The following is a 13,242-nucleotide window of genomic DNA, read 5'->3' as shown; positions in this document are numbered from 1 at the left end:
GCTGGTGCCGGGGCTGTCGTCGTTGTCGCCGTTGCCGCTGGTGCCGGGGCTGTCGTCGTTGTCGCCGTTGCCGCTGGTGCCGGGGCTGTCGTCGCCGTTGCCGCTGGTGCCGGGGTTGTTGTCGTCGTCGTTGCCGCTGGTATCGGGGTTGTTGTTGTCGTCGTCGTTGCCGGTGTTGGTATCGGGGCTGCCGCCGTCGGTTCCGTCGGTGGGGTCGGGGCGGGTGGAAACGAATGATCCTCCATCGTCGTCGACTCGGTACGATGGGTCGTCCTGCGACCGGTCACTCTGTTCCCCCGACGGGTTATTCCGGCTGCCGTCGTTGCCGGTGGCGGTGTCGGGTCCGGTATTGCCGTTGGTGGGGTCGGGGTTGTCGCCGTTGCCGGGGGAGGAAGAGGCGTCGTTCGTGGGGGGCCAGACCTGCTCGTCTGGCCTGTCGGCGTTGGGGCCGCGGCTGGAGATGATCCCGGTGCCGGAGGGCTCAGGCGTGGGAGACGTGCTGGTCCCGAAAAGTGGGGGAGGTGTGCCGGGCCGGGGAGGCCTGGGAGGAGGCGTGTTGGTTCCGAAAAGTGGGGGAGGTGTGCCGGGCCGGGAAGGTCTGAGAGGCGAGCTGGTATCGGTCGGTGTGGTGGAGCCGGTGCTGGGAGCTTCGGGTCGCGGCGGGGGAGATGTGTCGGAGCTGGAGGGGGAAGGGGAGAGAGGGGCGACGCGTACGTCACCAGTGTGAGGAACCCCGCCGGGGTTGGAGCTTGGGGGGCTGGTGGGCCCGCTGACGGGATCCGGAGGTTGCGACGCCCCGCTGATTGGGTTGTCGACGTCGTTGCCGCTATGGGTATTGGCAGTACCGCGAAGGTGATTGAAAAAATTCTGCCAAGTGTTCCGGACGGACGGAGCCACAGAGTCGACGCAGGCGCCTAATCGTTCGCCTGCGGCCTTGGCTAGATCAGCTAGTTTCGACATGGGTTCCTAAGCAATAGAGCTCGCGCCCTACTGCCTCGCGTTTGGCAGGTGCCTTGTGGCTCGACGGTCACGGCTGACGGGTCCCTCATCGGCAGGAGACGCCGTCCGTGGTGTCCGGGCTTCGGGGAGGGCGATTCGCGGTGACGCCATGTGACGAGGAACCGGCGCCATGAGATACCGCTGTCTATAAGCGCGCTCGCCCTGATCGCTTGAAAGTACCCGACTCACCGCCCATCACTCCAAGTCCCGCGATACCAGTACACAGCTCGGCGCCGAAATTTTCCTTCGAAACAGCCCCAATTCTCAGCTATACCCGGCTCTGGGAAGTTGCCGGGCTCTCATAGGGGACAGTACGGTCAGTGTCTTTTGGACACAGTAGATGCATTTGTGGCTGTCGAGATGCTTGCCACGGTCACGCCGTCGACGACGGACGAGCAGATCCGCTGGCGGGTCTGCGGGCTCAGCCACTCCATGTCTCCGGCCGTATCCGCTCTACGCGCCTACGATATCGAGGCCCGAAGCGGTGCAGGCCGGTGCCGAGCAGCAGCACTCGCCGCAGACCTGATGGAGAGTAGATCACCATGGACCCGTCCCGTTGCGTCGTACTCGTTCCCCTCGGTAGAGATCTCGACCTCGGATTCGCCCGCGCGCTCAACGAGCTCGAAAAGCGTGGTTACACGGTGCGTTGCGTCACCGGCTATGCGGCGATAGATCAAGGTCGCAGCCAGATGGCTACGGATGCGCTGCAGGATGGCTTCGACGCCCTGATGTGGATCGATTCGGACGTCGGCTTCGATGCAGATTCTGTGGATCGGTTGCGCGAGCACAATCTTCCCGTGGTGTGCGGGATTTACCCGAAGAAGGGCAAGCGTGCCTTGGCCTGCCATGTGCTGCCGGGCACCAAGCGGATCGTCTTCGGCAAAGGGGGCGGCCTGATGGAGATCAAATACGCCGCGACCGGGTTCCTCTACACGCAGCGGACCGTGTACGAGACGATCTTCGAGCACGAGAAACTACCGATCTGCAATAAGCAGTTCGGTCGCCCCACCGTGCCGTACTTCCTGCCGATGGTCATGCCCGACGGTGAGAACCACTGGTACCTGGGTGAAGACTATGCGTTCTGCGAGCGCGCACGCCGCAGCGGGTTCCGGATCATGGCCGACAGCAGTATCCGCCTCAATCACATCGGCCGATACAACTACGGCTGGGAGGATGCGGGGTCGGATTTCCCCCGCTATTCCACCTACAACTTCACACTCAACGGCCGCGACAACGAGAACGCCTGACGGCATGCTCTCGGAAACCGGTGTTTGTTGCTCGCGACGAGCGCGGCGCCGGGTCGCGGCGGGGTCCTCACGGATACACGATGCTCTTGGCACCCACCATCCGCACCAGGCTGAGGATCGGGAGTCCGATCACCAGATGTTCTATCCCGGTGGAGATACCCACCCAGAGGTCGCTGGACAGTGCCAGCGGAATGATCACCGCCGCCGCGGTGAGGATGCCCACGATCCAGCCGAAGAACAATTCCGGCGACGGGGTGCCCAGGCGCAGTAGGTACCAGAGCACCCCGGCCAGCAGCGCGCAGAGGAAGGCCACCACCGCGAACCAGTACGCGTCTTGGGCCATCGGGTTCCACACCCCGAACCGGCCGCTCTCGGTCGCCCGGGTGGCGATGATGCCGATGATCCAGGCGCACAGCCAGGCTGCGAGCGCGGTTACCACCGCTGTCGCGAACACACCGCCGGCGAACATGCCGATGTTGATGTCCGGCCCCTGCTGCGGGCGAGGCTGCCGGTCCGGAAAATCGGGCTGCTGGTATCCGCTGTATCCGTGGTCCTGGCTGTATCCGTGGTCTTGGCCGTACCCGGAGTCCTGGTTGTATCCGTGATCCCGGTTGTACCTGGGATCACGGTAGTTCCCCGGCTGGTAACCGGCTTCGTAACGTGCGGTGTGCTGGTCGCGCGGATCCATGGGATTCAACCGCCGATCACCTCCGTGGAGAGCATGCGTGTGCGTCGAGTGTAGGGCCGCAGCGAATCGGCTGCCGGGTATCTGTTTCGGCGCCCGTTTCGCTCGCTCGGCACAGCTTTGCATACGTCTTCCACGGTAGGAGGCGGCTGTATCACATTCGGATTGCCCGTATGTACAGCCGAGGGGCGCTGTCGGTGGCTGGATCCCAGACCGCGGTGAGCAACCCACCCGGGCTACGTGGGGTTGCACAGTAGCGCGAGGTCGGCGTGTGAGTTGGGCCCTGCCCCTCGGGGACGCGATGACGATTACCGATACCCGCGCACCGCCGGCGAGAGATGAACCCGCCTCGCATAGGCCCCGGCGTCGCAGACCGGTGTTTTCGATGATTGAACCGGAGGGGTTTACGCGACGTAAGCAGACGTGAGGTTACCGACCACGACCGAGGGAGTGCTCCGATGACCCAGTCCGTATCCGGCGATCTCAAGGCCAAACACCGGGCCATGTGGGCGCTGGGTGATTATCCACGCGTCGCCGCCGATGTAATTCCCGAACTCGGCCTGCGTCTGGTTCGCGCCTGTGGTATCGGCCCGGGGCAGCGCGTGCTGGATGTCGCGGCCGGCTCCGGGAACGCCGCCATACCCGCCGCCGAAACCGGCGCCGAGGTCGTGGCCACCGATCTGACACCGGAGCTGCTCGAGATCGGCCGTCGTAACGCGGTTGCAGCCGGGGTAGATCTGGTTTGGGAACCGGCCGACGCCGAGGCGTTGCCCTATGCCGAGGCCGAGTTCGATGCCGTCCTCTCCTGCGTCGGCGTCATGTTCGCGCCGTTTCACCAGGCTGCAGCGAGCGAACTGGTCCGGGTTACCAGACCGGGCGGGACGATCGGGCTCATCAACTGGACGCCAACCGGCTTCATCGGACAGATGTTCGCGAGGATGAAACCGTTCGCCCCACCGCCGCCCCCCGGTGCGCAACCGCCGCCGCTGTGGGGTGAAGAAGACCACGTCAGAGCACTGCTGGGCGATCGGGTGGCCGGGCTGGAGATGCGTCGTGAGCGCGCGGTGGTCGATTGTTTCGCCGACGCCGCCGCATTCCGGGACTTCTTCAAGACCAATTACGGCCCCACCATCGCCGTGTACCGGGCTTTGGCCGCCGAGCCGGAGCGGGCCGAACAGTTGGATCAGGAACTGGCGGAGCTGGCCGCCGAGCACGACCTCGGCAACGGGCGGATGGAATGGGAGTACCTGCTGGTCACGGCGCGCCGAGCCTGAGCAGAAGCCCGTTTCTCGACTGCTGCGGAACGATCCGGTCGCGCCCGGCGGCGGATACCGCGCACAGCGGCGAAGACGCAGGTACGGCACGGTAGAGGTCGCGTTACACGCCGCGGCCCGAACGGTCGCCACGCCAGCGGCGGATTTTCCGGACCGGAGGGCGGGTTGTACATAGGGCCGATAATGACCAGGACGAAGGAGGAAGCGTGACCGATATGCGCAAGGCGATTCTGGCCGGCGGATGCTTCTGGGGCATGCAGGACCTGATCCGTAAACAGCCGGGAGTGCTCTCGACGAGGGTCGGCTACACCGGCGGGCACAACGACCACCCCACCTACCGCAACCATCCCGGCCACGCGGAGGCCATCGAAATCAGCTACAACCCGGCGCAGACGGACTATCGGGCGCTGCTGGAGTTCTTTTTCCAGATCCACGACCCGACGACGAAGAACCGCCAGGGAAACGATATCGGTACCAGCTACCGCTCGGCGATCTTCTATCTGGACGATGACCAGAAGCGGGTCGCATTGGAGACGATCACCGATGTCGAAGACTCAGGCCTGTGGCCGGGCAAGATCGTCACCGAGGTAACCCCGGCGAGTGAATTCTGGGAGGCCGAACCCGAGCACCAGGACTACCTGCTGCGCTACCCCGACGGCTACACCTGCCACTTCCCGCGCCCCGGCTGGAAGCTGCCGAAGCGGCAGGCCACCGAGTAGCGAGGCGGGCTGTCTCCCTCGTCCTCATGCTCGGAGCCGAAACGTCCTGCGGTCCTGTGGTTCGCGAGGGCACTGTGGCGATCGGTAGTGTCTAGCGCGTGAGTAGCTGGGCGCGCCGGAAGTTTCACAGGGTCGGGCGATTCGATCGAGCTGTCGGCGACGCTATCGCCGCGCTGCCCGATTCACGGGCCGACCGTGGCCTGCTGAGGTTGACCAGCAGCGCTGATTACAGCGCCCTCTGGTTGGCCTGCGCCGCGCTGCTCGCCACCGGCAAGGGAACGCCGCGGCGGGCCGCGATGCGCGGTGTGGTCTCCGTCGCCGGGGCGAGTCTGGTTGCCAATGTGGGCCTCAAAACGTTGTTCGCCCGGCGCCGACCGGCCGCCGACCGGATACCGGAGCATCGGCGCTTGGTCCCGGCACCGGCTTCTTCGTCCTTCCCTTCAGGGCACAGTGCCACGGCGGCCGCGTTCGCCACTGCGGTGGCCATGGAAAGCCCGCGCACCGCCTTGGTCGTCGCCCCGCTGGCCGCGGCTGTCGCCTATTCCCGGGTACATACCGGGGTGCATTGGGGTTCGGATGTGCTCGTGGGTGCGGCTGTCGGTTCCGGTATCGCGCTGGCTACTCGGCGGTGGTGGCCCGTGCGGGAATCGGATGAGGCGCAGGCCCGTCCTGTCCGTGAGGTGCCCGTACTGGTGGAAGGCAAAGGCCTTGTGGTGATGGTTAACCCGGTTTCCGGGGACCCGAACTACGATCCCACCGACGACGTCGTCGCGGCCCTGCCCGCCGCCACCGTGCTGCGTACACGACCCGATATCGACTGTGCCGAACAACTCGAGCGGGCCATCGCCGAGCACGACGAGCCGATCGTTGCGGTCGGCGTCGCCGGTGGCGACGGCACCGTGGCCGCCGTGGCCGCGGTCGCGCTGCGTCACCGGTTGCCGCTGGTCGTCATCCCGACGGGCACGCTCAACCATTTCGCCCGCGACCTCGGTGTCTACGATCTGCGCGAGGTGATCGACGCTACCGGCGCAGGGGAGGCGGTTGCGGTCGATATCGCGAGCGTCGAATACGGCGACGACACCGAGACGCACACCAGGCATCTGATCAACACCGCCAGCCTCGGCTCCTACCCCGACCTGGTGCAGCTGCGCGAGAAATGGCAGTCCCGCTGGGGCAAATGGCCCGCCTTCGCTGCGGCGCTCGTGGTCACCTTGCATCGGGCCGAGCCGCTCGAAATCTATCTGGACGAGCGTTGGCAGCGAGTGTGGTTCCTGTTCGTCGGCAACGGGCCCTATCACCCGCACGGCGCTGTGCCCGCCTTCCGGGACCGTCTCGACTCCGGCCTGCTCGACGTGCGCTGGCTGCGCGCCGACCTGCGCTGGTCCCGCTCTCGCGCGGTGGTGGCGCTGCTGCTGGCCGCGATCGGGCACAGCAAGGTCTACGGTGAACGCCAGCTACCCGAACTGCTCGTGCACCTGCCTGCTCCGGAGGCGCTGGCCACCGACGGCGAGGTGATCGGCAAGGGCAGTCGGTTGCGCTTTTCGATGGCAGGCCAGCTCGCGGTCTACCGCCGCGACGAATCCAACCCCCTCTGGGTGAACCGTAGCCGCCCCCATCACCGCAGGGCGCCCTGGCTGCGCGATGCATTCCGCATCAGCCGCGCCGGTTGAGTGGGCGGGAGTCGTCGGCATGTGCCCGGCACCGCGAATCAGAGGAGGGGCAACGGCGGGGACGCGGGAAAGGTGACCGGAAGCTCGGTGAGGGTTCGGTGCAGTGGCCCGGGACGCCAGATGAGTTCCTCTGGCGAGACCGCGAGCCGCAGTTCCGGTAGGGCGTCCAGTAGTTGATCGATGGCGTCTTGCACGATCAGATAAGCGGCGGGCTGAGCAGGGCAGACGTGCGGGCCCGCGCCCCATGAGAGGTGGGCTCTGTTGCCGAAGTGGTCGCCGGTGCTGATTTCGGGATCGTTATTGCAGCCGGCGAGGCTGACCACGACGGGTTGATGGGCGGGCAACCAGGCGCCGTCGATGAGGATGGGTTGACGAGGATAGGTGACGCTGGCGTTGGGCAGGGGCGGGTCTTCGAAGAGAACTTCGTCGAGGGCATCGCGAGGTGAGAGGGCGCCGCCGAGCACGTTGGCCCCGAAACGCTCGTCGGTGAGGATGAGGCGCAAGGTGTTGATGATGAGGCTTTGCAGTGGTCCCATACCGACGCCGTAGAGGGACAGCACCTGGTGCAGCATTTCCAGTTCGTCGAACTGGGCCGGGTGCTGCAGCAACCGGGTGGTGATGTCGTCGCCGGGGTCGTCCTGTTTGGATCGGACCAGTTCGAGCACGGCCTCGCCGAACAAACGGTTGCCTTCTTCGGCGTCGACACCGTCGAAGATAGCGGCTGTTGCGGCAGCCGCCTTTTTGCTGATCTCAGGCGGGCAACCGAGCATGGCGTTGATCACATTGAAGGTGAGAGGGGCGGCGTACTGGCTCACCAGGTCGGCAGAGCCGTCGGTGCAGAACGTGTTGATCAGCGGGACAGCGGCCTGTTCGACGGTGTGGTGCAAGGCGTGCAGATCCACGCTGCCGAGGGCGGTGGCGTTGGCCTCCCGATAGCGGGCATGGTCGGCGCCGGAGTTGCGTGGCGCGTTGGGGCGCCATTGCAGCACTGGTAGGACGGGGCAGTCACTGGGAATGTCCTTTTCCCACATTCGGGGGTCGGACGGGAAACGATCGGGGTCGTTGAGGATCCGCAGTGCCGTGCGATAACTGACCACGAGTGTCGCGGGAACACCGGGGGCCAGCTCTACCGGCACCAAAGGACCGTAACGGGCACGCATTTCGCGATAGGCGCGGTGGGGGTCGGCGGCGAACTCGGGCGAGTGCAACGATACCCGGTGCTCTTCGTCAGGTAAGGGGGAGGTGTGATGGGGCACAGGATCCGAGGGCGTGGTCAAAACCTACTCCAAGCGCGGTTGGTGGATGTCGGCGCAAACGATTGGTGGAGCTGCCCGGCTGCGTCATCGAGGCCGGAGGTTGCTGAATGAGCTCCCGGATCATAAAGCAACGAAAGACGTTGTGTCCTGGAAAGTTTCGTGCGCAACTCACCGCTATTTCGAATGTGTATTGTTTCAGATTCGAGCGATTATGCAGGCTTTGTTCACTAAACTAATGAATGACGGCGGGTAGAGCAGCGCCGACGCGGACCGCCGAGGGCGTGACTGCGGGCTGTAGAACCGGCCGGCGTCGCAGCGTTCGTCTCGAAACGGAGAAGCACCATGGGCAAGTTGAACGGCAAGGTCGCATTCATCACGGGCGCGGGCCGGGGGCAGGGTCGCAGCCACGCGGTGCGGTTCGCACGCGAAGGGGCCGATGTTATCGCGGTCGATACCACGAAGCCGGTGGAGAGCATCTCGTACCCGCTGGCCACCGCTGATGATCTGGCGGAGACGGCGCGGCTGGTCGAGGCCGAGGGACAGCGCATCATCGCCCGCGATGCCGACGTGCGCCAGTACGCCGCGCTGGCGGCAGTGGTCGAAGAAGGGGTGAACACATTCGGCCGACTGGATATCGTGGTCGCCAACGCGGGTATCTCCAACCCCGCTCCGACGCTCGATATGAGCGAAGACACCTGGCAGGACATGATCGATATCAACCTGACCGGAGTATGGAAGTCGCTGAAGGCTTCGGTGCCGCACATCATCGACGGCGGGCGTGGCGGGTCTGTCGTGATCACGAGTTCCCTGGCCGCGGTGTACGCCAACGAAAATGTTGCCCACTACGCGGCAGCCAAGGCGGGCTTGGTCATGCTGATGAAGGTGATGGCGAAAGAACTTGCGCCGCATAGCATCCGGGTCAACACCGTCCACCCGACAACGGTGGCGACGGGCATGATCCTCAACGACGCGACCTACCGGCTGTTCCGCCCCGATCTGGAGAACCCTACCCGGGGAGACTTCGAAGAAGCAGCCCGCACCCTGAACCGGCTACCGGTCGTCGCGTTGGAACCCGAGGATGTCACCGAGACAGTGCTGCATCTGGTGTCGGACTCCGGAAAATACATCACCGGCACCACCCAATTGCTCGACGCGGGAGGTTCTTTGTAGCCGCCGCGGGGCTCCTCTTCGGCGAGACATCACGCGAAACAGACGACGCCGACATGGACGGGGCCGAGCGGATGCACCGCTCGGCCCCGTCGCAGCAGTCGATCACCTGCCGCCGTGGCTGTGTTCACCGCCCCTGGCTTTGGCTTCGGCCGGTTGTGCCTGCGCGCCTTCGCGTCCCGCGCGGGCCGGGTCTGCGGAGTTGGACTGACCGAAGCTGCCGGTGCTGGCTTCGCCACCCTTGCGGGCCTGCTCCTCGGTGTCGTTGCGATTACCAAACTGTCCGGGGTTGTTCGGATCTGCCATTGTGGGCTCTCCTCCCAATCGGTTACCTGTACTGGCCGCATCAACGGCCACATCTGAGGCACTACCCGGGGTTGTCCTGGCTAATCGCCGCTGCGGTGAACAAATCGTATCTGCACTGGTAAGAGCGCGGAAAACGGTGTGGTTCAAGGCTGTTGCTCATTGATGCTCATCGAACAGTCTGTTCACGTGATAGCGCAGGACTTCCCGCGCCGCCTCGGCACTGCGCTGACCCACCAGAACACTGGTGCCGAGCCCGTGGCTGAGCATCACCAACCGGGTGGCTTCTAGCGCAGGGTCGGCTCCGGCTACCAGCTCGCCTGCGGCTTCGGCGCGGGTGAGGGCTTCGGCGAGCTGATGCTCCAGGCGGTTGATACCGCTGATGAACGGCTGTTCGGCGAGTTCGGGATCGGTCATTGCCAGGACACCGTAGGAGGCACCGACCAGGTGGAAAACGCGGCTGGGTTCGTCGGTGGGCAACGCCTCCGCCAGGAACGCTTCGACCACCGCGCGGGCGGGTGGGGGATCGGGCAGGCCTGCGAGTCGCTGCGCCCAGCGTTCGTGGCTGTGTTGTTCCAGATGCCGTAACGCATCGACCAGTAGCTGCGCTTTGTTCTGAAAGTAATACTGCACCAGGCGAAGCGACACACCGGCCTCGGCAGCGACCGATCGCATGGTCACCGCGTGCAGGCCGTCGCGGCCCGCCACCCGCACCAGGGCATCGGCGATTTGGGCGCGCCGTTCAGCATGGTCGGCGGTCCTGACCACCGTGGCTCCTCTCGTGCAGTGGGCTCAGGCCGAGACGGGCGCGGATTCGGTGCGCCGGGATCGGGCGAACAGATATGTCGCGATCGCGGCGGGGATATTCATCAAGAACCCGTACACCGCGCCGGGCACCGCCATCGTCTCATTGCCGAGCACGGTCACCGCGACCGCGATGGCAAGGGCTGCATTGTGAACGCCGATCTCCATCCCCGAGGCAATGGCGTCCTCGCGCACCACTCCGCACGCCCGGGGAGCCAGGTAGCCGATCACCAGGCTGCAGGTGCACAGCAGCAGCGCGATCGCCCCGAGCTGTCCGACGTGCTCGGTGAACGCGTCGAACTCCGACACCAGCGCTGCGACGACCACCAATGCCAGCACTACCGCGGCGGCGATCTTCACCGTTGTGTGCATCCGCAGCGCCCACCCCTCGAAACCGCGCCGCACCGCCATTCCGGCCGCCACCGGCACCAGCACCAACGCGAAGACCTGCACGAACTTACCCGGTTGCAGGCCGATGGCTGCGCCGTCGTCGAGGAACACCGCATACGACAGGCCCACCACGACGGGCAGCGTGAACACCGCGAGCACGGAGTTGATCGCGGTCAGCGTGATGTTGAGCGCGACATTGCCCCCGGCGATATGACTGAACAGATTCGCCGACGTCCCGCCGGGGGATGCGGCCAGCAGCATCATGCCCACCGCGAGTGCCCCGTCCAGACCGAACAGGTGCACCAGACCGAAACAGATAACAGGCAACACCAGCAGCTGGCAGGCCAGCGCGACCAGCGCCGCCTTCGGGTAACGGGTGACACGGGCGAAATCGTCCAGGGTGAGGGTCAACCCCAACCCGAACATGACGATCCCGAGCGCCAGCGGCAAAGCGACCGCGAAAAGTGTGGAACCCATCCCCCATCCTTTCGACGGCCGAGTTTCGCCCGGTGGGGTCGGCGTCGTCAAGTCAGCTCGTGCGCCACGCACCCGCAACGGCTACGGTCAGGGCGCGAGCACCGTGTCGGCTAGTATGTGATCACTGTCTCAATAGCGGGGAAAAGGGCTGCTCAGGGCGGGTTGGTTCCACCGCAGTGCCGGGGTTGTGGGGTTTGAGCCGGTGCGTACCCGGGTATTGCTTCTTTTCGTGTCGAGGCCTTCCGGTATTTGTGACCGGCAGGCGGAACGAATCTTGGCCGAGTCGGATCGGGAGGGTCGGGTCGGCGAGCTGGAGAGGACGTGCTCGTGACGGACCAGGGGCCCCAAGCATCCCAGGAATCACAGCCCGCAGAGATCCGCAAGCCTGAGCCTGCGGTGGTTCGCAAGTCGGTCGCCGCGTCAGCGATGGGCAATGCCACCGAATGGTTCGACTACGGCGTGTACGCCGCGACCGCGACGTATCTGACCGCCGCCTTCTTCCCGGGGGAACTGGGCACGCTGGGCACGATGCTCGGTTTCGCCGTGTCCTTTGTGCTGCGCCCGTTGGGTGGCGCGATCTGGGGGCCGCTCGGCGACCGCGTGGGCCGCAAGGTCGTACTGGCGACGACGATCCTGCTGATGGCCGCCGCGACCGGCTTGATCGGCATGTTGCCGACGCATTCCCAGGTCGGCTGGCTCGCCCCGGTGCTGCTCATCCTGTTGCGTGTCGTGCAGGGCTTCTCGACCGGCGGCGAATACGGCGGCGCGGCCACCTACCTGGCCGAATGCGCCACCGACCGCAAACGTGGATTCCTGGGCAGCTTCCTGGAGTTCGGCACCCTCGGCGGGTTCGTCGCGGGCTCTGCGGTGGTGCTGTCCTGTCAGTTGGTCCTTGGTTCGGACGCGATGTACGACTGGGGCTGGCGTATCCCGTTCCTGCTGGCCATCCCGCTCGGCCTGATCGGCTGGTATCTGCGCGCCAAACTCGACGAATCCCCGGTGTTCACCGAGGTGTCGGAGTCCGACGAACCGACCCCGCCTGCCGGACTGCGTGAGGTCGTCACCACCTACCGGCGTGAACTGCTGACCCTCGGCGGCCTGGTCCTCGCACTCAACGTCGCCAACTACACGTTGCTCACCTACCAGCCGACGTATCTGCAGAACACGATCGGCGTCGGCGAATCCACCACGACCGCGATGATGCTGATCGGTCAGCTGGCGATGATGGCCTGCGTGCCGTTCTTCGGCAGGCTTTCCGACCGCGTGGGACGCCGCCCGATGTGGTTGTGCTCGCTGATCGGACTCGCGGTGCTGGCGGTCCCGATGTACTGGCTGATGCGGCAGGGAACCGGCTGGGCGATCGTGGGCTTCATCGTGCTCGGCCTGTTCTATGTGCCGCAGCTGTCGACGATCAGCGCGACGTTCCCCGCGATCTTCCCCACCCATGTGCGGTACGCGGGCTTCGCGCTCGGCTACAACGTGTCCACCGCCGCGTTCGGGGGCACCGCTCCACTGGTGAACGAGGCCGTGATCGAGTCCACCGGCTGGGACCTGTTCCCCGCGATGTACATGGTCGGCGCCGCGCTCGTCGGGTTGATCGCCTGGGCGTTCCTGCGGGAAACCGCGGGGACCTCGCTGCGGGGCACCCAGGTGCCCGACGCCAATACCGACGAGCTGCCGGTCACTGCCAAACCCGCCCCCGCCTGAGCGCACCGGAACACCCCGGGTGCGAAAGAAAGGACTGCACCGTTCCATGAACGATGTCGATATCCCGCCGCTGCCCGACGTGGTGAACGCCGCGCTGCAGCACACCATCCCGGTTGCCCACAATATGGGCGTGCAGGCGCAGGAGGTGCGGCGCGGTTTCGCGGCCACCTCGGTGCCCGTTGCCGGGAACGGCAACCATTTCGGTGTCATGTACGCCGGTGTGCTGTTCACCGTCGCAGAGATTCTCGGCGGCGCGATCGCCGTGGCGACCTTCGACAACGCGCAGTTCTATCCGCTGGTCAAGGATCTGCACATCTTCTTCCGTAAACCGGCGAAAACCGATGTGCGGGCCGAAGCCGCGCTCAGCGACGAGGAAATCGAGCGGATAGTCGCGGAGGCGACCGCCAACGGGAAAGCCGATTTCACCTTGCGCGCGGTGGTGACCGACGCCGAGGGCGTTGTGGTCGCCGAAACCGAAGGTCTTTACCAGCTGCGCGCACGGTAAGTAGCTTCGACAGCTACGGCGGCCGCGCAGCTGTGCCTC

General features: G+C 65.5%; 13 protein-coding genes. 8 read left to right on the top strand and 5 right to left on the bottom strand.

Annotation, left to right across the window (positions count from 1 at the left end):
* Both B0T44_RS27315 and B0T44_RS22510 read left to right on the top strand, forming a co-directional pair.
* Nucleotides 1-237 (top strand): hypothetical protein (locus tag B0T44_RS27315; RefSeq protein WP_176219231.1); only part of this gene is annotated, 237 nt, incomplete at its 5' end.
* Nucleotides 238-1,541: 1,304 nt separating this feature from the next.
* Nucleotides 1,542-2,246, top strand: a complete 705-nt coding sequence (locus B0T44_RS22510) for a hypothetical protein (protein ID WP_077115731.1) — start codon at nt 1,542-1,544, stop codon at nt 2,244-2,246.
* A 67-nt stretch (nt 2,247-2,313) separates the two neighbouring features.
* Here the strand turns inward: B0T44_RS22510 and B0T44_RS22505 are convergent, their stop codons facing one another.
* Nucleotides 2,314-2,934 (bottom strand): hypothetical protein, encoded by a 621-nt coding sequence (locus B0T44_RS22505; RefSeq protein WP_077115732.1) that lies wholly within the window; start codon nt 2,932-2,934, stop codon nt 2,314-2,316.
* A 455-nt stretch (nt 2,935-3,389) separates the two neighbouring features.
* Here B0T44_RS22505 and B0T44_RS22500 point away from each other — a divergent pair, with 455 nt between their 5' ends.
* The 3 genes from B0T44_RS22500 (at nt 3,390) to B0T44_RS22490 (ending at nt 6,594) form a co-directional block, all read left to right on the top strand.
* Nucleotides 3,390-4,205: a class I SAM-dependent methyltransferase gene (locus tag B0T44_RS22500; protein WP_077115733.1), complete on the top strand. Its 816-nt coding sequence runs from the start codon at nt 3,390-3,392 to the stop codon at nt 4,203-4,205.
* A gap of 215 nt (nt 4,206-4,420) precedes the next feature.
* Nucleotides 4,421-4,924 carry a peptide-methionine (S)-S-oxide reductase MsrA gene (gene msrA / locus B0T44_RS22495; RefSeq protein WP_139347747.1) on the top strand — a complete coding sequence of 168 codons (504 nt, stop codon included), beginning with the start codon at nt 4,421-4,423 and terminating at the stop codon, nt 4,922-4,924.
* Between the two features lie 98 nt (nt 4,925-5,022).
* A complete protein-coding gene (locus B0T44_RS22490; protein WP_077115735.1) occupies nt 5,023-6,594 on the top strand; it encodes a bifunctional phosphatase PAP2/diacylglycerol kinase family protein in 1,572 nt (523 codons plus the stop codon).
* 38 nt (nt 6,595-6,632) lie between these two features.
* Here the strand turns inward: B0T44_RS22490 and B0T44_RS22485 are convergent, their stop codons facing one another.
* On the bottom strand, nt 6,633-7,730 hold the full coding sequence (locus tag B0T44_RS22485) for a cytochrome P450 family protein (RefSeq protein ID WP_342749217.1): 1,098 nt from the start codon (nt 7,728-7,730) through the stop codon (nt 6,633-6,635).
* 462 nt (nt 7,731-8,192) lie between these two features.
* On the opposite strand from B0T44_RS22485, the gene B0T44_RS22480 reads away from it, so the two are divergent.
* Nucleotides 8,193-9,020, top strand: a complete 828-nt coding sequence (locus B0T44_RS22480; protein ID WP_077115737.1) for a mycofactocin-coupled SDR family oxidoreductase — start codon at nt 8,193-8,195, stop codon at nt 9,018-9,020.
* A 102-nt stretch (nt 9,021-9,122) separates the two neighbouring features.
* Here B0T44_RS22480 and B0T44_RS22475 read toward each other — a convergent pair whose 3' ends face one another.
* From B0T44_RS22475 to B0T44_RS22465, 3 genes are all read right to left on the bottom strand, one after another.
* Complete coding sequence (locus B0T44_RS22475; RefSeq protein ID WP_077115738.1) at nt 9,123-9,323, bottom strand: hypothetical protein; 201 nt, start codon at nt 9,321-9,323, stop codon at nt 9,123-9,125.
* 156 nt (nt 9,324-9,479) lie between these two features.
* The gene (locus B0T44_RS22470) at nt 9,480-10,088 is read right to left on the bottom strand and encodes a TetR/AcrR family transcriptional regulator (protein WP_077115739.1); all 609 of its coding nucleotides are present in this window, start codon (nt 10,086-10,088) and stop codon (nt 9,480-9,482) included.
* A 24-nt stretch (nt 10,089-10,112) separates the two neighbouring features.
* A complete protein-coding gene (locus tag B0T44_RS22465) occupies nt 10,113-10,991 on the bottom strand; it encodes a bile acid:sodium symporter family protein (RefSeq protein ID WP_077115740.1) in 879 nt (292 codons plus the stop codon).
* A 327-nt stretch (nt 10,992-11,318) separates the two neighbouring features.
* On the opposite strand from B0T44_RS22465, the gene B0T44_RS22460 reads away from it, so the two are divergent.
* Together B0T44_RS22460 and B0T44_RS22455 are read left to right on the top strand one after the other, a co-directional pair.
* Complete coding sequence (locus tag B0T44_RS22460) at nt 11,319-12,698, top strand: MFS transporter (RefSeq protein WP_438269037.1); 1,380 nt, start codon at nt 11,319-11,321, stop codon at nt 12,696-12,698.
* Nucleotides 12,699-12,744: 46 nt separating this feature from the next.
* Entirely contained in the window at nt 12,745-13,203 is a 459-nt protein-coding gene (locus B0T44_RS22455; RefSeq protein WP_077115904.1) for a PaaI family thioesterase, read from the top strand.
* The last annotated feature ends 39 nt before the right edge of the window (nt 13,204-13,242 follow it).

The organism is Nocardia donostiensis (genome assembly GCF_002081715.1).
GTDB classification, from domain to species: Bacteria; Actinomycetota; Actinomycetes; order Mycobacteriales; family Mycobacteriaceae; genus Nocardia; species Nocardia donostiensis.
Note: the sequence above shows the minus strand (reverse complement) of the source record. Positions and strands in the feature narration are given on the sequence as shown.